Raw genomic sequence first — 19,736 nt, 5'->3', positions numbered from 1 at the left:
CGCCTTTGTCGTGCGGACTACTCCACCGTCACCGACTTGGCGAGGTTGCGGGGCTTGTCGATGTCCCGGCCCAGGGCCAACGCCGTGTGGTAGGCGAGCAGTTGGAGCGGGATGCCCATGAGGATCGGGTCCAGCTCGGGCTCGTTCTTCGGCACCACGATGGTGTGGTCGGCCTTCTCCTGCTCCTGGTGGGCGACGGCGAGGATCCGGCCGCTGCGGGCCTTGATCTCCTCCAGCGCGGCGCGGTTCTTCTCCAGCAGGTCGTCGTCGGGCACGATCGCGACCGTCGGCATCGCCGGCTCGATGAGCGCCAGCGGGCCGTGCTTGAGCTCCGAGGCCGGGTACGCCTCGGCGTGGATGTACGAGACCTCCTTGAGCTTCAGGGACGCCTCGCGGGCCACCGGGTAGCCGCGCACCCGGCCGATGAACATCATCGACTTGGCGTCGGCGTACAGCGCCGAGAGCTTCTTGATGTCGTCCTCGCCCTTGAGGATCTCGTCGATCTGGCCGGGCAGCTTGCGCAGGCCCTCGATGATCCGCTTGCCGTCCGCGACGGACAGGTCGCGGATCCGGCCCAGGTGCAGGGCGAGCAGCGCGAAGGAGACCACCATGTTGGTGAAGCACTTGGTGGAGACCACGCACACCTCGGGGCCGGCGTGCACGTAGATGCCGCCGTCGGTCTCCCGGGCGATCGCCGAACCGACCACGTTCACCAGGCCCAGCACCCGGGCGCCCTTGCGCTTGAGCTCCTGGACGGCGGCGAGCACGTCGTAGGTCTCACCGGACTGGGAGACGGCGACGTAGAGGGTGTCGGGGTCCACGACCGGGTTGCGGTAGCGGAACTCGGAGGCCGGCTCGGCGTCCGAGGGGATGCGGGCCAGCTCCTCGATCATCTGGGCGCCGATCTGGCCGGCGTGGTACGAGGTGCCGCAGCCCAGGATCTTCACCCGGCGCACCGCGCGCGCCTCGCGGGCGTCGAGGTTGAGGCCGCCGAGGTGGACGGTGGAGAAGCGGTCGTCGATCCGGCCGCGCAGCGCCCGGTCCACCGCCTCCGCCTGCTCGGAGATCTCCTTGTGCATGTACGTGTCGTGGCCGCCCAGGTCGTAGGACTCGGCCGCGTACTCGACGGTCTCCGGCGTCGCCGTGGTGCGGGAGCCCTCGGTGGTGTACGTGCGGTAGTCGTCGGCCTTGAGGGTGGCCATCTCGCCGTCGTCGAGGGTGACGACCTGGCGGGTGTGCGAGACCAGCGCGGCGACGTCGGAGGAGACGAACATCTCGTGCTCGCCGATGCCCAGGACGACCGGGGAGCCGTTGCGGGCGACCACGATGCGGTCGGCGAAGTCGGCGTGCAGCACGGCGATGCCGTAGGTGCCCTCGATGTGGCGGAGGGCCTCGCGGACCTTCTCCTCCAGCGTCGGGGCGGCGGAGCGGCCGATCAGGTGCGCCAGCACCTCGGTGTCGGTCTCGGAGGCGAACTCCACCCCGTCGGCGGTCAGCCGGGCGCGCAGCTCGGCGGCGTTGTCGATGATGCCGTTGTGGACGACGGCGACCTTGCCCTCGGTGTCGAGGTGCGGGTGGGCGTTCTCGTCGGTGGGGGCGCCGTGGGTGGCCCAGCGGGTGTGCGCGATGCCGGTGCTGCCCGCGAAGCGCTTCGGCAGACGGGACTCCAGCTCCCGGACCCGGCCCTTGGCCTTGGCGGTCTTCAGACCGCCCGCGGCCTTGCCGGTGCCCTTGGCGTGGATGGCGATGCCGGCCGAGTCGTAGCCGCGGTACTCCAGGCGCTGGAGGCCCTCAAGGAGCAGCGGAGCGACGTCGCGCTTGCCGATGTATCCGACGATCCCGCACATACGGTGACCCTTCTGGTTGGCGTGGTGGGTGCCCGGCCGTCCTCGACCCGTCCGGGGCCGCGGTCCGGTTGCGTCGCGGCCGTCAGCCGTAGACCAGGCGGCGCAGCTGGCGCAGCGAGAGCGGCGGTGGGGACACGGCGCGGTGCGGCAGCTCGTGTGCGATCCGTTCGAAGATCGCCTCGTTCCGCAGCCCCTGGGACTGCAGCTCGCGGTGCCTGCGGCGGACGAACCCCTCCGTGCTCTCGTCGAAGTACGCCAGCACGTCCAGCACCACCCGGGCCGCCTCGCCGCGCTGGAGCGGCGTGCTGCGGACCAGATGGTCGATGAGGTCCTCGTGGGACGGACGGCGTTCGAGCACCCGTCGATATTGCGGGGCCGAGCGGAGAATCGCAAGAAATCTGCCCGATATCGGGCAGCTGGTGCCGAACGCGCCCGGAAACTGGTCTACACCTTGACCGGTCACCGGGCACACGGTACGCATGGTCACCATCCGGTCGCTCCACGCCATGCAGAACGTGCGCCCCCGGGTGCGTCGCCCGCCGAACGCCCCGCAGAACGTGCCGCTGACGAAGCTCGCCGAAGGGACCGCCCATGAGACGACGCAGACTCCTCTTCTCCCTGCTCCTGGTCGCGGCGGCCGGCACGGTGACCGCCGCCGTGCCGCAGCCGGGCACCGCGGCCCCCGCCGCCACGCCGCTGGACCGGGTGATCCCGGCCCCCGCCTCGGTCCGGCCGGCCGGCGACGCCTTCACCCTCGGCGCGGGCACCCGGATCAGGGTGCCCGGCAACTCCGGTGAGGCCCGGCAGATCGCCGGCTACCTGGCGGGGCTGCTGCGGCCGGCCACCGGCTTCGCGCTGCCGGTCACCACCCGCGGCGGCGCGGACGGCATCGTCTTCCGGCTCGGCGGCCGGGACACCCGCGGCCTCGGCGCGGAGGGCTACCGGCTGACCTCCGGCGGCCGCGCGGTCACCATCAGCGCCGCCCGCCCGGCCGGCCTCTTCCACGGCGTCCAGACCCTGCGCCAGCTGCTGCCGGCCGCCGTGGAGAAGAAGAGCCGGCAGTCCGGCCCCTGGCGGATCGCCGGCGGGACGATCTCCGACGCGCCCCGCTACGCCTACCGCGGGGCGATGCTCGACGTCTCCCGGCACTTCTTCACCGTCGACCAGGTCAAGCGGTACATCGACCAGCTCGCCCAATACAAGATCAACAAGCTGCACCTGCACCTCTCCGACGACCAGGGCTGGCGGATCGCGATCGACTCCTGGCCGCGCCTGGCGACCTACGGCGGCAGCACCCAGGTCGGCGGCGGCCGCGGCGGCCACTACAGCAAGGACGACTACCGCGAGATCGTCCGCTACGCCGCCAGCCGCTATCTGACCGTGATCCCCGAGATCGACATGCCCGGCCACACCAACGCCGCGCTCGCCTCCTACGCCGACCTCAACTGCAACGGCGAGGCGCCGCCGCTCTACACCGGCACCAAGGTCGGCTTCAGCTCGCTGTGCGTGCCCAAGAAGGTCACCTACGACTTCGTCGACGACGTCATCCGGGAGATCGCCGCGCTCACCCCCGGCCGCTACCTCCACATCGGCGGCGACGAGGCGCACTCCACCGCCCACGCGGACTACGTCGCCTTCATGGACAAGGCGCAGCCGGTGGTCGCCAAGTACGGCAAGACGGTGATCGGCTGGCACCAGCTGACCGGGGCGCACCCGGCGAAGGGCGCCCTCGCCCAGTACTGGGGCTACGACAAGACGGGCGCGGAGGAGCGGCAGCAGGTCGTCGACGCGGCGAAGCGCGGGACGCAGCTGATCCTCTCGCCCGCCGACCGGGCCTACCTCGACATGAAGTACGACAAGGACAGCCCGCTGGGCCTGAACTGGGCCGGCTACGTGGACGTCCGGCGGGCCTACGACTGGGACCCGGGGAGCTACCTGGCCGGCGCGCCCGGCTCGGCGGTCGCCGGCGTCGAGGCGCCGCTGTGGTCGGAGACCCTGACGACCTCCGCGAACATCGAGTACATGGCGTTCCCGCGACTGCCGGGCATCGCCGAGCTGGGCTGGTCGCCGGCCCGGGCGCACGACTGGGACGCGTACCGGGTGCGGCTGGCCGCGCAGGGGCCGCGCTGGGACGCCCAGGGCATCGGCTACTACCGGGCCCCGGAAGTGGCGTGGCCGACGCGGTGACGCGGTGACCCGGTGATGCGGTGACGCGTCGGGGCGGCGCGGCGGGCCCGGGAATCTCCTCCCGGGCCCGCCGCGTTGTGGCCCACAGGGGGCGCCGCCGCCCCCTAGGGGATCCGTTCGCCCGCCCCCAGGGGTGCGCCCCCGGCGGCGCGGGCGGTCGCCGGCCGGCGACGTCGGGGGCCTTCCTAGAAGCCCAACTCGCGGGCGATGAGCATGCGTTGGACCTCGCTGGTGCCCTCGCCGATCTCCAGGATCTTGGCGTCCCGCCACATCCGGGCGACCGGGTACTCGTTCATGAAGCCGTAGCCGCCGTGGATCTGGGTGGCCTCGCGGGCGTTGTCCACCGCGATCTCGGAGGAGTAGAGCTTGGCGAGCGCCGCCTCCTTCTTGAACGGCTCGCCGTGCACCAGCCGGGACGCGGCGTCGCGCCAGGCCAGCCGGGAGGTGTGGGCGCGCAGCTCCATGTCGGCCAGCTTGAACTGGATGGCCTGGTTGGCGCCGATCGGCCGGCCGAACGCGTGGCGCTCCTTGGCGTACCGCACCGACTCGTCCACGCAGCCCTGGGCCAGGCCGGTGGCCAGCGCGGCGATGGCGACCCGGCCCTCGTCGAGGGTCCGCAGGAACTGCGCGTAGCCGCGGCCCTCCTCGCCGAGGAGGTTGGCGGCCGGGACGCGGACGTCGGAGAAGGACAGCTCGCGGGTGTCCGAGGCGTTCCAGCCGACCTTGGAGTACGGGGCGGCGACCGTGAAGCCGGGGGTGCCGGCCGGCACGATGATCGCGGAGATCAGCGGGGAGCCGTCGTCCTTGTGGCCGGTGACCGCGGTGACCGTCACCAGGCCGGTGATGTCGGTGCCGGAGTTGGTGATGAAGCACTTGCTGCCGTTGATCACCCAGTCCCCGTTGTCGTCCCGCACCGCGGTGGTGCGGGTCGCGCCGGCGTCCGAGCCGCCGTCCGGTTCGGTGAGGCCGAAGGCGCCGAGCACCTCGCCGCTGCACAGCTTCGGCAGCCACGCGCGCTTCTGCTCCTCCGTGCCGAAGCGGTAGAGCGGCATGGCGCCGAGCGAGACCCCGGCCTCCAGGGTGATCGCCACGGACGAGTCGACCCGGGCCAGTTCCTCCAGCACGATGCCCAGCGCCAGGTAGTCGCCGCCCATGCCGCCGTACTCCTCGGGGAACGGCAGCCCGAACAGGCCCATCTGGCCCATCTGGCGGACGATGTCGTACGGGAAGGCGTGCTGTTCGTAGTACGCGCCGATCTCCGGGGCGACGACGTCGTGTGCGAACGCCTCGACCGTGCGCCGGAGTTCTTCCAGCTCGTCGGACAGGCGGTGGTCCAGGGACATGGGTCACTCACTCCTTGTGGGAGAGGGCGCGGACGGTGCGTGAGGGGCTGGGACGGCCCAGGACCCCGGCCAGCCACACGCTGGCCTCGGTCAGCCGCCCCAGATCGACGCCGGTCTCGATGCCGAGGCCGTGCAGCATCCACACGAGGTCTTCGGTGGCGAGGTTGCCGGTGGCGCTCTTGGCGTACGGGCAGCCGCCCAGGCCGCCCGCCGAGGCGTCGACGGTGGTGACGCCGTGCTGGAGCGCGGCGAAGGTGTTGGCCAGGGCCTGGCCGTAGGTGTCGTGGAAGTGGACGCCCAACCGGGAGGTGGGCACGCCGGCCTCGTTGAGCGCGGCGAGCAGGTGCTGGACGTGGCCGGGCGTGGCCACGCCGATGGTGTCGCCCAGGCTCAGCTCGTCGCAGCCCAGGTCGAGCAGGGCCCGGCAGACCCGGACGACCTGGGCGATCGGCACCGGGCCCTCCCACGGGTCGCCGAAGCACATCGACAGGTAGCCGCGGACGTGCACCTTCTCGTCCCGGGCCCGCCGGACGACCGGTTCGAACATCGCCAGCGCCTCGTCGACGGTGCGGTTGAGGTTGGCCTTGGCGAACGACTCGGTGGCGCTGCCGAACACCGCGATCCGGCGGGCGCCCAGCGCCAGGGCGCGGGTCAGGCCCCGTTCGTTGGGCACCAGCACCGGCAGGTGCCGCGGATCGAGGTCGCCCAGCATCGGGAACAGCCGCTCGGCGTCGGCGAGTTGGGGCACCCACTTGGGGTGCACGAAGCTGGTCGCCTCGACGACCGGCAGGCCGGCGGCGGCCAGCCGGTGGATGAACTCCGCCTTGACCTCGGTCGGGACGACCGCCTGCTCGTTCTGCAGGCCGTCGCGCGGGCCGACCTCGTGGATCCGCACGCGGGTGGGCAGGCCCTCCGCGGCCACCTCCATGGGCAGCCCCCGCGCCGGTGTGCCGTCGGTGGTCATGCCGTCGCCTCCTCGTCCGTGCCGGGGGCCGGTGTCCCGGCGTCCCCGGGGGCGCTGCCGGCGGCGTCCTCGTGCGGGGCGACGACGGCGAGCACCTGGTCCATGGCGACCGTGCTGCCCGGGGTGACGTCGAGTTCGGTGACCGTCCCGGCGTGCGGCGCGGAGATGACGTGCTCCATCTTCATCGCCTCCACCACCAGCAGGCCCTGCCCGGCGGCGACCTCGTCGCCGACGGCCACCTTGACGACGGTGACGGTGCCGGGCATCGGGGCGGCGAGGGTGTCGACGCCGTGGCCGCGGGCGGCCTCCCGCAGCGCCTCGGCCACCGGGTCGTGGTCGGTGACGTGCCAGGCGTCGCCGTCCCGGCCCAGCCAGTGGCCGCCGCGGTGGAAGGTGTGCCGGATGCCGTCCACGGTGACCCGCACCTCGTCCGCGGTGACCTCGAACCGCTCCGGGGTGACGCCCGGCCGGACGTCGTACGCCACCGGGTCCTGTCCGGGGACGCGCAGCCAGTGCCGTACCGGAGCGGGTTCGCCGCCGAGCCGGAAGCCGGTCGGGGCGGCGAACGGGTCGCGCCAGCCGCCCGCGTCGGCCGTCGACTCCAGCGCCGCCTGGCGGACCGCCGCGGCCGCCGCGTACACCTCGTCCGGGACCGCGTCGGGCACCAGGTCGGCTGCCACCCGCTCGACGAGCCCGGTGTCCAACTCGCCGGACGCCACGTCCGGGTGGGCGAGCAGGCGGCGCAGGAAGCCGGCGTTGGTCGGCACGCCGAGGGTGACGGTGGCGGCCAGCGCGGCCCGGAGCTTGCGCAGGGCGCTCGCCCGGTCCGGGCCGTGCGCGATGACCTTGGCGAGCATCGGGTCGTAACGGCTGCCGACCTCGGCGCCCTCGGAGAGCCCGGAGTCGGTGCGGGTGCCGTCGCCGGCCGGCTCGCGCAGGGTGAGGACGGTGCCGCCGGTCGGCAGGAAGTCGCGGGACGGGTCCTCGGCGCAGATCCGGGCCTCGATGGCGTGCCCGGTGAACGAGAGGTGCTCCTGGGCGTAGGGGAGGCGTTCCCCGGCGGCGATCCGCAGCTGCCATTCGACGAGGTCCAGCCCGGTGATCATCTCGGTGACCGGGTGCTCCACCTGGAGGCGGGTGTTCATCTCCATGAAGCAGTAGCCGGACGGGTCCTTGCCGGGGACGATGAACTCGACGGTGCCGGCGCCGCGGTAGCCGCAGGAGCGGGCCGCCTGGACGGCGGCCTCGCCCATCGCGGCCCGGGTGGCGGCGTCCAGCAGGACCGAGGGCGCCTCCTCGATGATCTTCTGGTGGCGGCGTTGGAGGGAGCATTCGCGCTCGCCGAGGTGGAGGACGTTGCCGTGGCCGTCGGCCAGCACCTGGATCTCGATGTGCCGGGGCCGGTCGATCCACCGCTCCACCAGCAGGGTGTCGTCCCCGAAGGACGAGCGGGCCTCGCGGCGGGCGGCGGCGATCTCGTCGGCGAGCCGGTCGGCCTCCCGGACCAGGCGCATGCCCTTGCCGCCGCCGCCGGCGGACGGCTTGAGGAGCACCGGCATGCCGATCTCCCGTGCCGCGGCGGCGAGTTCCGCGTCGCTCAGGCCGCTGCCGGAGGAGCCGGGGACGACCGGGACGCCGGCGGCGCGGACCGTCTCCTTGGCCCGGATCTTGTCGCCCATCAGGTCGATGGCGTCCGCGGGCGGGCCGATGAACACCAGCCCGGCGTCGGTGCAGGCGCGGGCGAACGCGGCGTTCTCGGCGAGGAAGCCGTAGCCGGGGTGGACGGCCTGGGCGCCGGTGCGGGCGGCGGCGTCCAGCAGGCGCGGGGCGGACAGGTAGCTCTCGGTGGCCGGGGCCGGGCCGATCCGGACCGCGGTGTCCGCCTCCTGGACGTGCCGGGCGTCGGCGTCCGCGTCGCTGTACACCGCGACCGAGCGGATGCCGAGCGCGCGCAGCGTCGTGATGACGCGGACCGCGATCTCCCCGCGGTTGGCGACCAGGACGGTGTCGAACAGGCCGGTGTCGAAGCTGGTCATAGGTCCTCTCACATCCGGAAGACGCCGAAGGCCGGCGCTGCGTCGTCCCGTTGGGGCAGGGGGGCGTTGGCGCAGGCGGTCAGCGCCAGGCCGAGCACCTGGCGGGTCTCCAGCGGGTCGATGACGCCGTCGTCCCAGAGCCGGGCGGTCGCGTAGTAGGCGTTGCCCTGGGTCTCGTACTGGGCGCGGATCGGGTCCTTGAAGGCGGCCTCGTCCGCCGTGCTCCACTCCTCGCCGCGCGCCTCCAACTGGTCGCGCTTGACGGTGGCGAGGACGGACGCGGCCTGCTCGCCGCCCATCACCGAGATCTTGGCGTTGGGCCACATCCACAGGAAGCGGGGGGAGTAGGCGCGGCCGCACATCGAGTAGTTGCCCGCCCCGTAGGAGCCGCCGACGACGACGGTCAGCTTGGGGACGCGGGTGCAGGCGACCGCGGTGACCATCTTCGCGCCGTGCTTGGCGATGCCGCCCGCCTCGTAGTCCCGGCCGACCATGAAGCCGGAGATGTTCTGGAGGAACAGCAGCGGGATGCCGCGCTGGTCGCACAGCTCGATGAAGTGGGCGCCCTTCTGGGCGGACTCGGAGAACAGGATGCCGTTGTTGGCGACGATCCCCACCGGGTGGCCGTGCACGTGGGCGAAGCCGGTGACCAGGGTGGTGCCGTACTCGGCCTTGAACTCGGCGAAGCGCGAGCCGTCGACGATCCGGGCGATCACCTCGCGGACGTCGTAGGGCGTGCGGGAGTCCACCGGCACCGCGCCGTAGAGCCCGGCGGGGTCGGCCTTGGGCTCCTCGACGGGCCGGACGGACCAGGGCAGCGGCGGGCGGTCGCCGAGGGTGGCGACGATGGTGCGGACGATCCGCAGGGCGTGCGCGTCGTCCTCCGCGAGGTGGTCGGTGACGCCGGAGGTGCGGGAGTGCACCTCGCCGCCGCCCAGCTCCTCGGCGCTGACCACCTCGCCGGTGGCGGCCTTCACCAGCGGCGGGCCGCCGAGGAAGATCGTGCCTTGGTTCCGCACGATCACCGCCTCGTCGCTCATCGCCGGGACGTAGGCGCCGCCGGCCGTGCAGGAGCCGAGGACCGCGGCGATCTGCGGGACGCGGGCGGCGGACATCCGGGCCTGGTTGTAGAAGATCCGCCCGAAGTGCTCGCGGTCGGGGAAGACCTCGTCCTGCATCGGCAGGAACGCGCCGCCGGAGTCGACGAGGTACAGGCACGGGAGGCGGTTCTCCAGCGCCACCTCCTGGGCGCGCAGATGCTTCTTGACGGTCATCGGGTAGTACGTGCCGCCCTTGACGGTGGCGTCGTTGGCGACGATCACGGTCTCCCGGCCGCTGACCCGGCCGATGCCGGCGATCACCCCGGCGGCCGGTGCGGCCCCGTCGTACATCCCGTCCGCGGCCAGCGGCGCCAGCTCCAGGAAGGGGGAGCCGGGGTCCAGCAGCGCGTCCACCCGCTCGCGCGGCAGCAGCTTGCCGCGGGCGGTGTGCCGGGCCCGGGCCTTCTCGCCGCCGCCGAGCCGGGCCGCGGCGAGCTTCGCGCGCAGGTGGTCGGCCAGCTCGCGGTGCGCGGCCTCGTTGGCCCGCCAGGCGTCGGACGCCGGGTCGTCGGTGCCGGTCAGCACCGGTGCCTGCTCGATGGCCTCCATCGCTATGGGCCCCCTCGCTCGGTCGGCTGGCCGCCGGGCGCCGCGGGGTGCGCCGCGGGGCCAGGCGGGTTAATAGGCGTTAACCTCATTTCCCTCAGGTTAACGACCACTAACCCGCCTGTCTACAATCGACGGCATGAGTAACGCGCACGCCCCCGCCCCCACCAGCCGCCGAGAGCAGATCCTCAAGGAGGCCGCCCGGCTCTTCGCGGAGCGCGGCTTCCACGGCGTCGGCGTGGACGAGATAGGGGCGGCCGTGGGCATCTCGGGCCCCGGCCTCTACCGGCACTTCGCCGGCAAGGACGCGATGCTCGCCGAACTCCTCGTCGGGATCAGCGAGCGGCTGCTGGCCGGCGGCCGGATGCGGGTCGAGGAGGGCGGCGAGAGCCCGGCGGCGGTGCTCGACGCGCTGATCGACGGGCACATCGACTTCGCACTCGACGACCGGCCCCTGATCACCCTCCACGACCGCGAGCTGGACCGCCTGCGGGAGGCCGACCGCAAGCGGGTCCGGCAGCTCCAGCGGCAGTACGTCGAGCTGTGGGTCGAGGTCGTCCGCCAGGTCCACGCCGAGTCGGCGGAGTCCGAGGTGCGGGCCGCCGTGCACGCGGTCTTCGGGCTGTTGAACTCCACCCCGCACCTGGGGCGCCCGGGCTCGCTGCCGGGGCGTCCGGAGATGGCGCGGCTGCTGCACCGCCTCGCGCTGGGTGCGTTCGGCGCGGTGGACGCGGAGGCGGCCGCGGGGGCCGGGGGCGGCGCGGTGGCGGCGCGCCGGGCCGGCTGAACCGCTCGCGCCCGGGCCCGCGGCCCGTCCCTCCGGGGGCGGGCCGCGGGCCCGTTCCACCTCTGGACAGCCTTGCTGACCGACGGGTAGCTTGCGCTGAGCAAACGCTTAGCCAGGTGTGGCGGTGAAGGAGGCCGGGGCATGCGACGGACGGTGTACGACGAGGACCACGAGGCGTTCCGCGCGACCGTACGCGCCTTCATCGAAGCCGAGGTGGTGCCCGTCTACGACGAGTGGTACGCCGCCGGCCAGGCGCCCCGCGACTTCTACTACAAGCTCGCCGAGCTGGGCGTCTTCGGTATCCGCGTCCCCGAGGAGTACGGCGGCGCCGGCATCGACTCGCACAAGTTCGAGGCCGTGATGTACGAGGAGACCGCCCGCGCCGGCGTCTCCTTCGGCGGCTCCGGCGTCCACGTGCTGCTCGGCCTGCCCTACCTCCAGATGCTCGCCACCGACGCGCAGAAGCAGCGGTTCTTGCCCAAGTTCGTCTCCGGCGAGGAGATGTGGGCCCTGGCCATGACCGAGCCGGGCACCGGCTCCGACGTCGCCGGCATGAAGACCACCGCGAAGCTGTCCGCGGACGGCACGCACTACGTCCTCAACGGCTCCAAGACCTTCATCACCGGCGGCGTGCACGCGGACCGCGTCATCGTCTGCGCCCGCACCTCCCCGCCCGCCCGTCGCCCGACCACCGCCCCTGATGGACAGCGCTCCGCGCAGGCAGAATCTCGGGACGACCGCCGCTTCGGGATCTCCCTCTTCGCCGTCGACACCACGTCCGCGGGCTACTCCGTCGGCCGCAAGCTCGACAAGCTCGGCCTGAAGGTCTCCGACACCGCCGAGCTGGCCTTCGTCGACGTCGAGGTGCCCGTGGCGGACCTGCTCGGCGAGGAGAACGAGGGCTTCTCCTACCTCGGCTGCAACCTCCCCTCCGAGCGCTGGGGCATCGCCTTCGGCGCCTACGCGCAGGCCAAGGCCGCCGTGCGGTTCGCGAAGAGCTACGTCCAGGAGCGCACCGTCTTCGGCAAGTCCGTCGCCTCCTTCCAGAACACCAAGTTCGAACTCGCCGCCTGCCAGGCCGAGGTGGACGCCGCCGAGGCCGTCGCCGACCGCGCCCTGGAGGCCCTCGACGCCGGCGAGCTGACCGCCGCCGAGGCCGCCTCCGCCAAGCTGTTCTGCACCGAGGTCGCGCACCGCGTCATCGACCGCTGCCTGCAACTGCACGGCGGCTACGGCTTCATGAACGAGTACCCGATCGCCCGGCTCTACGCCGACAACCGCGTCAACCGCATCTACGGCGGCACCAGCGAGGTCATGAAGTCCATCATCGCCAAGTCCATGGGCCTGTAGGGCGCAGGGACCCCGCACGTGAACGACGCACTCCAGTCCCTGCTCGACCTGCTCGCCCTGGAGCAGATCGAGCAGGACATCTTCCGCGGCCAGAGCCGGGCCTCGGTCGTGCCCCGGGTCTTCGGCGGTCAGGTCGCCGCACAGGCGCTGGTCGCGGCCGGGCGCACGGTCCCCGCCCATCGCCCCCAAGCTCTCCACTCCGGTCGAGCAGGGGGTGCCCCCATCCCGCACTCGCTGCACGCCTACTTCCTGCGCCCCGGCGACTCCGGCGCGCCCATCGTCTACACCGTCGACCGGATCCGCGACGGGCGGTCCTTCACCACCCGCCGGGTCGTCGCCGTCCAGCACGGCAAGCCGATCTTCCACCTCACCGCGTCCTTCCACGCGCCCGAGGAGGCGGCTCTGGAGCACCAGGAGCCGATGCCGGCCGCACCGGACCCGCTGACCCTGCCTACCCAGGCCGAGATGCTGCCGCGCTACGCCGACCGGTTCCGCGAACCGGACATGCTCCAGCGGCTGCTGGAGGCCCGGGCCGCCGTCGACCTGCGCTACGTGCAGGAGCCGCCGTTCGCCACCGCCGGCACGGCCCGCGAGCCGCGCTCGCAGGTGTGGTTCCGCACCGACGGCAAACTGGACGGCCCGGAGGACGAGCCGCTGCTGCACGTCTGCCTGGTGACGTACGTCTCGGACATGACCCTGCTGGACTCGGTGCTGCTGGCCCACGGGCGCGGCGGCTGGGCGGTCGGCGACGTGGTGGGGGCCAGCCTCGACCACGCCATGTGGTTCCACCGGCCGCTGCGGGCCGACGAGTGGCTGCTCTACGACCAGGAGTCGCCGACCGCGCGCGGCGGGCGGGGGCTGGGCACCGGGCGGATCTTCGCCGCGGACGGGCGGCTGGTGGCGTCCGTGGTGCAGGAGGGCGTCGTCCGGGCGCCCCGGGAGGAGTGACCGGGACCCCGCGGACGTGACGCCGCCGGGTCAGAGCAGGTCGGCCGCGGCCAGGAGGTAGGCGGTGAGCGGGTCGTAGTGGCGGGGGCTCAGCACGTGGTCGTCCAGCGGGACGGTGACCTGGACGGTGCCCTCGGACTCGGCGAGGAAGAGCGCGGGGTCGTTGCAGTCGGCGAACCCGATCGTGGGGATGCCGCGCTGGCCCGCGCAGCCGGCCCAGCCGTGGTCGGCCATCACCAGGTCCGGCAGGGGCCGGCCGGCGCGCTCCAGGCCGTCCAGGACCGCGGCCATCGGCTCCGGGGAGTGGGTGTGCCACAGCGTCGCACCGCGCTCCAGCATCGCCACGTCCCCGAACTGGAAGACCATGCCGTCGTCGGCGTGCAGCCCGTCGGGGATGACCACGATCTCGCAGTCCCGGGCGTGCAGGGCCTGGGCGGTGGCGCGGTGGACGTCCATCAGGCCGCCCGGGTGGCCGGTGGCGAACAGCACCCGCTGGCGGTCGGCGGCCGCCTTGCGCAGCACCGCGGCCGCGCGATCCAGGGCGTCCACGGTCAACTCGGGGTCGATGGTGTCCTGGCCCTGCCGGTGGTGCGGGTCGTCGTTGACGCCGCAGCGCTCCGCCATCACGGCCAGCACGTCCTGCTCGTCCGTCCAGCGGTCGCCCAGCTCCAGGCCGAACCAGTAGTGGCGGTCGCCGTTCGCGAGCCGGCGGTAGTGGAGGAGGTTGTTCTCGCGGGGGGTGGCGACCTCACCGGCGATCCGGGTCCGTACGAGGTGGTCGACGAGTTCGGCACGCGAGGGGGCTGCAGCGGCTATCGGCATAGCGACATTGTGCCCGTACGGATCTCTCCCGGTCGGGCGTTCCACAGCGCGGACACCGGGTGGACACGGACCGGACACGGTGCCGCGACGCGGCGGCGGCTGGACAAAACGTCGAACGAACGCGGCCCGAAGAGCGAAAATGTCCATGTCCCGGGTCGTCGGGCGCTCTCTACTCTGCCCCCATGACCACCGCATCGAACGAGCCCGTGGGCCCCGTCGACTCCTCCCGCGTCCCGCGCTACGCCGGGCCCGCGACCTTCGCCCGGCTGCCCCGCCTCGACGAGGTCGGCGGCCGGACCGATGTCGCCGTCGTCGGTGTCCCCTTCGACACCGGCGTCTCCTACCGGCCGGGCGCCCGCTTCGGCGGCAACGCGATCCGTGAGGCGTCGCGGCTGCTGCGGCCGTACAACCCGGCGCAGGACGCCTCGCCGTTCGCGCTGGCGCAGGTCGCCGACGCCGGTGACATCGCGGCCAACCCGTTCAACATCAACGAGGCCGTGGAGACCATCGAGGCCGCTGCCGACGACCTCCTCGGCAGCGGCGCCCGCATGATGACGCTGGGCGGCGACCACACCATCGCGCTGCCGCTGCTGCGCTCGGTCGCCAAGAAGCACGGCCCGGTCGCCCTGCTGCACTTCGACGCGCACCTGGACACCTGGGACACCTACTTCGGCGCCGAGTACACCCACGGCACCCCGTTCCGCCGGGCCGTCGAGGAGGGCATCCTCGACACCTCCGCGCTGTCCCACGTCGGTACCCGCGGCCCGCTCTACGGCAAGAAGGACCTCACCGACGACGAGAAGATGGGCTTCGGCATCGTCACCTCGGCGGACGTCTACCGGCGCGGTGCCGACGAGATCGCCGACCAGCTGCGCCAGCGCATCGGTGACCGGCCGCTCTACATCTCCATCGACATCGACTGCCTCGACCCGGCCCACGCCCCCGGCACCGGCACGCCGGAGGCCGGCGGCATGACCTCCCGCGAACTGCTGGAGATCCTGCGCGGCCTGGCGTCCTGCAACCTGGTCTCCGCCGACGTGGTGGAGGTCGCCCCGGCCTACGACCACGCAGAGATCACGGCCGTCGCCGCCTCGCACACCGCGTACGAGCTGACCACGATCATGTCCCGACAGATCGCGGACGCCCGCGGCTGACCACCCCCGGACACCGCACGAACCGCCGGCCGGCCCTGAAGGGGGCCGGGCGGCGGTTTCGGTTTTTAGAGGGGGAGGGGAGGCGCGGCCGGCGGCCGGGGTCATTCGTTGTGGAGGGGGTACTGCCAGGCGCCGGCGCCCGAGCCCTGCCAGTCGACGTTCCAGAGGGCGTCCTCGGTGTGCTGGCGCAGCACGTTGACCTCGTCGCGGTTGTCGAGGTCGATGAAGAGCCGGCGGCCGGTGACGAAGAGGGCCGCCATGGTGAGGAAGTTGTCCAGGTCGGTGGCGACGAGGACGCCATTCTCCGCGGTGGGGTCGCCGTAGTCGGTGGGGCAGCGCAGGACGTGTCCGGTGGGGCCGTCGAGGACGACGTGGCCGCCCATCCACCGGCCGAGGCGGTAGAACGGGCCCTCGTCGTCGGGTTGTTCGGGGTGGTCCTCCGGCCACGGGACTTCCTGGAGGAAGCCCGGGCCGGTCGGTTGGAGGGCGAGGCACTGGTCGTCGAACTCGGGGAGGCCGGTGCCGGTGAGGACCTGGCGGGCGGTGGGGTCGGTGAGGCCCTCGGGGAGGTCTTCGGGGGCGGTGGTGACGTAGACCTCGGTGCCGTGGATGGCGGCGAGGCCGTGCGGTGAGGGGTCGGGGGCATCGGCCGGGGTGGCGGCTTCGGTGGCGGTGAGGGTGCCCAGCAGGGGCTGCCCGCCCGGTTCGTCGAACGCGGTGCGGTCCACACCCGGCTGCGGCTGGACCGCGAAGAGCCCGCCCGGCCCGGACAGGACGAGGGGCGCCGGGAGTTCGGGCGCGAGCGCGACCCCGGTGTCCAGACAGGTGTGCAGCAGGTCTTCGAGGGCACCGTCCACCGCCTCCGCGGTGTCGGCCGCCCGGCTGAGCTCGCGGACCGAGACCGGGCCGGGCGTGGGATGGTCGCCGGCGGCCCACGTGAGGGCGGGCCGCGCCTCGGCGGGGAACCCCTCGCCCCCGGGCCAGGGACCGGCGAGGAGCGCGCCCGACGCCAGGTCCCAGACATGCACGTGGTCACCGGAGGACAGCACCGCCGGGCGGCCCTGCCAGCGCACGGAGAACGGGGTGCCGACCGGACCGGGGCGCAGGTAGCTGAGGTGGCAGGCGCCCGGCGGCCGCCAGTGGGTCCACAGGGCCTTCCAGGGAAGCCGTACGCCGCAGCGCTCGATGCCGTCGGCCAGCGCGGTGTCGTTGCGGGCGGTGGCCATCAGGTGCAGCCAGGCAGCCCAACTGGGCTGGTCGGGCCGGTGCAGGCCGAACATCCGCAGGTGCACGGCGTCGGCGGCGGCGTTGTTGCCGGGCAGCGAACCGTCGTGGGCGCAGTGCGCGGCGTCGACGAGGGCGTCCGGGGGGAGCTGCCCGACGACGGTGCCGTCGGCGAGCACGTCGTCGAGGAGGCCGGCCTGGACGGCGTGCAGGGCGAGGCCGTCGGCGGCGTAGCGGCCGAGCGGTCCGGCGGCGGCCCAGCCGTCGGGATGGCGGAAGCCGGGCGCCTGCGCGCGCAGCCGGGCGACCAGGTGGCGGCCGACGGCGGCGGGCAGCTCGGGCCCGTACGCCCCGCGGATCGCCTCGGCGGTGCGCTCGTCACGGAAGCCGACGTGGCCGTCGGCGTGGACGAGGTGATCGCCGAACTGCCCGGCGAGGACGGCTAGTTCCTCATCCGTGGCGCCGTCGCCTGGCCCCTGGGTGGTCGCGTCCGGTGCGGTGAGACCGGCGGTAGTGGCGGCCGTGATCAGTTCCCGCCACACGGCCAGGGGGACCCGGCGCGGTTCGGAGAAGGCGAGGGCCTGGACGGGGGCGGGGAGGGCGGTGGGCGAGGGGAGGTCGTCGGTGTGGGGGGAGGCGAGGCGCAGGGTGGTCCGCCCCCTGCGCACCTTGTGGTCCGAGGGCACGGCGAGGACCACGCCGATGCCGGGGGTCAGGCGCAGGTCCTCGGCCAGGTGGTGCACCACCAGTTCGGGCTGCGCGGAACGGCGGGTGGGGCCCGCGGAGAGGGCGTGGTCGATCAGGACCAGACGGTCCCGGCCGAGCTTCCTGACCCGGTCCCCCCACTCGAACGCGTAGTGGCACCCCTCCAACACGCCGAGTTCGCCCAGCAGCTCACGGAGCAGGCCCTCCGCCGTCTTGCCGGTCGCGTCGAGCAGGAGGCTGTCGGGGGCCCGTCGGTGCACCTCCCGGACCACTGCCCCGGCGGCGCCCTGGTCCTGGTCCGCGGCGAGGTTCACCCGACTCGCGTCAGCGCGGTGGTTCTCCCACCAGTCGAGCACACGGGCGGCGGCCTGGTCGGTGGTGAACAGGGGCTGGTCGGGAGCTTCTCGTGCCACGTGGATGGTCCAGTGCGGGTGCGGTGATCAGGCGGGCCTGAGGCCGGGCAGGTCCCAGCCGCTGACGATCAGGTCGGATTCCATGGAGCCGGAGAGCACCGCGTCCCACATGGCGCTGTCCTCGACGACGGGATCGATGCGCATTGCCCACCGGGTGAGGCTCCGTGCGGCATCGCGGTGTTCGGCCGTGGTGGCGAAGGGGCTGATCTGGAAGGTCCGGTAGAGGCAGAGGAGGGCGAGGTACTGCGGCAGGCTGCTGGCGACGACGAGTTCGAAGGAAGCGCCCGAGCGGCCGTCCTGGAGGATGCGGCCGGTGGCGGCGTCGAGGTAGGCGCCGGAGCCGATCCAGGTGCCGAGTCGGTGGAAGGGGCCGACACCGGGGGAGGGGACGGCAGTCCCACCCTCCCAGTCGCCGGTGGGCAGGCCCGTCTCGTCGAGGGGCGGGAGGGTCGCCAGGTAGATCTGGCCGTTGACGACGGGCACGCCGGTCTCGGTGAGGCAGCGGCGGGTGGCGTCGTCCAGACCGGTGGGCACGGCGTCGGCGGGGAGGGGACGGCAGGCGTCCGGACCGAAGGCCCGGGCGAGGGCGGCGGGGGTCGGCCCCTGGGGGGTACCGATGTCCGCCGGGAACTCCCAGGTGGCCGCCTTGGTGTGCGGGGCGATGAGCGGGGGCGCCCACTGGGGCGGGTGGTCCGCGTCGTCGCCGGGGGCACCCTCAGGGCGGTCGGCGTCGACGGCGAACAGGCCGCCGGGACCGGCCAACACCCAGCGCCCGTCGGCCACGACGCAGCTGGCGGTGGCACTGCGGGGGAGACGGAGCGGAGTGCGCGGATCGAGGGCCAGGGCGGCGTCCCCGGTGCTCTCGAACCGGCTCCGGCCTTCGACGCTTTCGAGGTCTCCTTCCAGGTCGTAGAAGAGGTCCACGACGGTCGACGGTTCCGGTTCCGTGCCGTCGTCCAGCCGCCACACCCGTTCGACGGCCTGGTCGTCTCCCTCCGGCAGCACGTGCTCGCCGTCCCGGAACAGGGGCAGCAGCCGCTGGCCGGCCACCGCACCGGCGCCGTCAAGGACCCCGGGGTACAGGTAGTCCACCTTGCCGGTTTCCCCGGCGACGGGGCCGAAGACGCCGTACGCGCGGTGGTGCGACCAGGCGGTGCGCCACGGCAGGGGAACGCCGGCGTCGGCGAGGGCCGCGGCCCATGCGGTGGCGCCGCGGTTGATGGCCGCCCAATGGAGCCAGGAAAGCCATTCCCCTTGGCCCTCGGGGGCGATGCCGTCGGTTTCGAGGTAGTGGACGTCGGCGGCGACACCGTGCTGCGGAACGCCCTCGGTGAACTGGAGCGGAAGCGCCTGGAGAAGCGAGTAGCGGGTGCAGTGGGCCAGCGCGCGTGCACTGTCGAGCAGCGTGGGGAGGGCGCCGGCGAGGGCGGCGTGCACGGCCAGCGCCTCCGCGCCGTAGGCGTGCACCTCGTCGGACGACGTGCGCTCGGTGAGCGCGGCGCGCAATTCCGTGCTGAGCGCGTGCTGTTGGTCCGTGGTGAGCGGACGGGCGCGGCGAGCCAGGTGCTTCAGGCCGTCGGTGCGGAAGCTCACCGCTGCGCCGCCCGAGACGTCCGCAGCGCGCCGCGTGACGACCTCCGGGAGGCGCCCGGCCAGGTCGGACAGCTCGGCGACGGTGGTGGGCACCCCGAGCGCCCCGGCGAGGAAGGCCCACACGGTGAGCGGGACGGTACTGGTCTCCGCCGCCGCCAGTGCCTGTAGGGCCGGGTGTTCGGCGACGAACCGGGCGACCGGTGCCTCCTGCACCGGGAGGCCCGACAGCTCCACGTCCTTGCGGCGGGACACGGCCACCCGCTCGTGCGCGCCGTCCACCTCCACCACGACCGACACCCGGCCGCCGCTGCGCAGGCCGATCTCGCCGACCAGGTCCCCGCCCACCCGGGTCGGCTCGCGGGAACTGAACAGCGGCCCGGACCACTGGGCGTTGGCCAGCAGTACGACGGCGTCACCGTCGTGCCGGGCGAGGGCGTCGCGCAGCGGCTCGCGGTCGCGCGACGGGTCCATGCGGAGCCCGAGGCCGTCCAGTACGGCGTGCGCGACCCGGTCGGCGGTCAGGCCGCTGCAGTCGACGGTGACGGCTGCGGGGAGACGCTGACCGAGGTCGGCAAGCAACTGCGTCTTGCCGACCCCGGGAGGACCGGAGACCTGGAGGACGGTGCCCGAGGGGCCGGCTTGCTCCAGCCAACCGAGGGCGGTCCGAAGAGCCTCGTCGTACTGCACGTTCCGGACTCCGATCCAAGGCGCGGGGTT

14 protein-coding genes are annotated in these 19,736 nt (G+C 73.3%); 5 read left to right on the top strand and 9 right to left on the bottom strand.

The features are described from left to right. Positions 1–17: 17 nt before the first annotated feature. Together glmS and ACJ6WD_RS16575 are read right to left on the bottom strand one after the other, a co-directional pair. Entirely contained in the window at positions 18–1,847 is a 1,830-nt protein-coding gene (gene glmS / locus ACJ6WD_RS16580) for a glutamine--fructose-6-phosphate transaminase (isomerizing) (RefSeq protein WP_016574540.1), read from the bottom strand. A gap of 82 nt (positions 1,848–1,929) precedes the next feature. Then, positions 1,930–2,205: a hypothetical protein gene (locus tag ACJ6WD_RS16575; RefSeq protein WP_016574541.1), complete on the bottom strand. Its 276-nt coding sequence runs from the start codon at positions 2,203–2,205 to the stop codon at positions 1,930–1,932. Positions 2,206–2,438: 233 nt separating this feature from the next. Here ACJ6WD_RS16575 and ACJ6WD_RS16570 point away from each other — a divergent pair, with 233 nt between their 5' ends. Continuing rightward, positions 2,439–4,034 (top strand): beta-N-acetylhexosaminidase, encoded by a 1,596-nt coding sequence (locus ACJ6WD_RS16570; protein ID WP_233657634.1) that lies wholly within the window; start codon positions 2,439–2,441, stop codon positions 4,032–4,034. Positions 4,035–4,219: 185 nt separating this feature from the next. Here the strand turns inward: ACJ6WD_RS16570 and ACJ6WD_RS16565 are convergent, their stop codons facing one another. From ACJ6WD_RS16565 to ACJ6WD_RS16550, 4 genes are read right to left on the bottom strand one after another with little or no spacing between them, the layout of a single operon-like run. Next, positions 4,220–5,377 carry an acyl-CoA dehydrogenase family protein gene (locus ACJ6WD_RS16565; protein ID WP_020930317.1) on the bottom strand — a complete coding sequence of 386 codons (1,158 nt, stop codon included), beginning with the start codon at positions 5,375–5,377 and terminating at the stop codon, positions 4,220–4,222. A gap of 7 nt (positions 5,378–5,384) precedes the next feature. Beyond that, complete coding sequence (locus tag ACJ6WD_RS16560) at positions 5,385–6,341, bottom strand: hydroxymethylglutaryl-CoA lyase (RefSeq protein WP_016571446.1); 957 nt, start codon at positions 6,339–6,341, stop codon at positions 5,385–5,387. Next, entirely contained in the window at positions 6,338–8,377 is a 2,040-nt protein-coding gene (locus ACJ6WD_RS16555) for an acetyl/propionyl/methylcrotonyl-CoA carboxylase subunit alpha (RefSeq protein ID WP_275464579.1), read from the bottom strand. The genes ACJ6WD_RS16560 and ACJ6WD_RS16555 overlap by 4 nt, the downstream gene beginning before the upstream one ends. An 8-nt stretch (positions 8,378–8,385) precedes the next feature. Then, complete coding sequence (locus ACJ6WD_RS16550; protein WP_233657757.1) at positions 8,386–10,017, bottom strand: carboxyl transferase domain-containing protein; 1,632 nt, start codon at positions 10,015–10,017, stop codon at positions 8,386–8,388. 145 nt (positions 10,018–10,162) lie between these two features. On the opposite strand from ACJ6WD_RS16550, the gene ACJ6WD_RS16545 reads away from it, so the two are divergent. The 3 genes from ACJ6WD_RS16545 (at position 10,163) to ACJ6WD_RS16535 (ending at position 13,108) form a co-directional block, all read left to right on the top strand. Continuing rightward, complete coding sequence (locus tag ACJ6WD_RS16545) at positions 10,163–10,810, top strand: TetR/AcrR family transcriptional regulator (RefSeq protein ID WP_376553851.1); 648 nt, start codon at positions 10,163–10,165, stop codon at positions 10,808–10,810. A gap of 141 nt (positions 10,811–10,951) precedes the next feature. Beyond that, the gene (locus ACJ6WD_RS16540) at positions 10,952–12,160 is read left to right on the top strand and encodes an acyl-CoA dehydrogenase family protein (protein ID WP_407616039.1); all 1,209 of its coding nucleotides are present in this window, start codon (positions 10,952–10,954) and stop codon (positions 12,158–12,160) included. An 18-nt stretch (positions 12,161–12,178) separates the two neighbouring features. Further along, entirely contained in the window at positions 12,179–13,108 is a 930-nt protein-coding gene (locus ACJ6WD_RS16535) for an acyl-CoA thioesterase II (RefSeq protein ID WP_233657637.1), read from the top strand. A gap of 30 nt (positions 13,109–13,138) precedes the next feature. Here ACJ6WD_RS16535 and ACJ6WD_RS16530 read toward each other — a convergent pair whose 3' ends face one another. Then, a complete protein-coding gene (locus tag ACJ6WD_RS16530) occupies positions 13,139–13,930 on the bottom strand; it encodes a phosphatase (RefSeq protein ID WP_016571440.1) in 792 nt (263 codons plus the stop codon). A 182-nt stretch (positions 13,931–14,112) separates the two neighbouring features. Between ACJ6WD_RS16530 and speB the strand changes: the two genes are divergently transcribed. Continuing rightward, positions 14,113–15,084, top strand: coding sequence for an agmatinase (gene speB, locus ACJ6WD_RS16525; RefSeq protein ID WP_233657638.1), 972 nt, complete (start codon positions 14,113–14,115; stop codon positions 15,082–15,084). A gap of 101 nt (positions 15,085–15,185) precedes the next feature. Here speB and ACJ6WD_RS16520 read toward each other — a convergent pair whose 3' ends face one another. Together ACJ6WD_RS16520 and ACJ6WD_RS16515 are read right to left on the bottom strand one after the other, a co-directional pair. Continuing rightward, complete coding sequence (locus ACJ6WD_RS16520; RefSeq protein WP_407616038.1) at positions 15,186–17,426, bottom strand: SUKH-4 family immunity protein; 2,241 nt, start codon at positions 17,424–17,426, stop codon at positions 15,186–15,188. 27 nt (positions 17,427–17,453) lie between these two features. Then, on the bottom strand, positions 17,454–19,706 hold the full coding sequence (locus tag ACJ6WD_RS16515; protein WP_407616037.1) for an ATP-binding protein: 2,253 nt from the start codon (positions 19,704–19,706) through the stop codon (positions 17,454–17,456). Positions 19,707–19,736: the final 30 nt, after the last annotated feature.

The organism is Streptomyces sp. VTCC 41912 (genome assembly GCF_045799175.1).
GTDB classification, from domain to species: Bacteria; Actinomycetota; Actinomycetes; order Streptomycetales; family Streptomycetaceae; genus Streptomyces; species Streptomyces albulus_C.
Note: the sequence above shows the minus strand (reverse complement) of the source record. Positions and strands in the feature narration are given on the sequence as shown.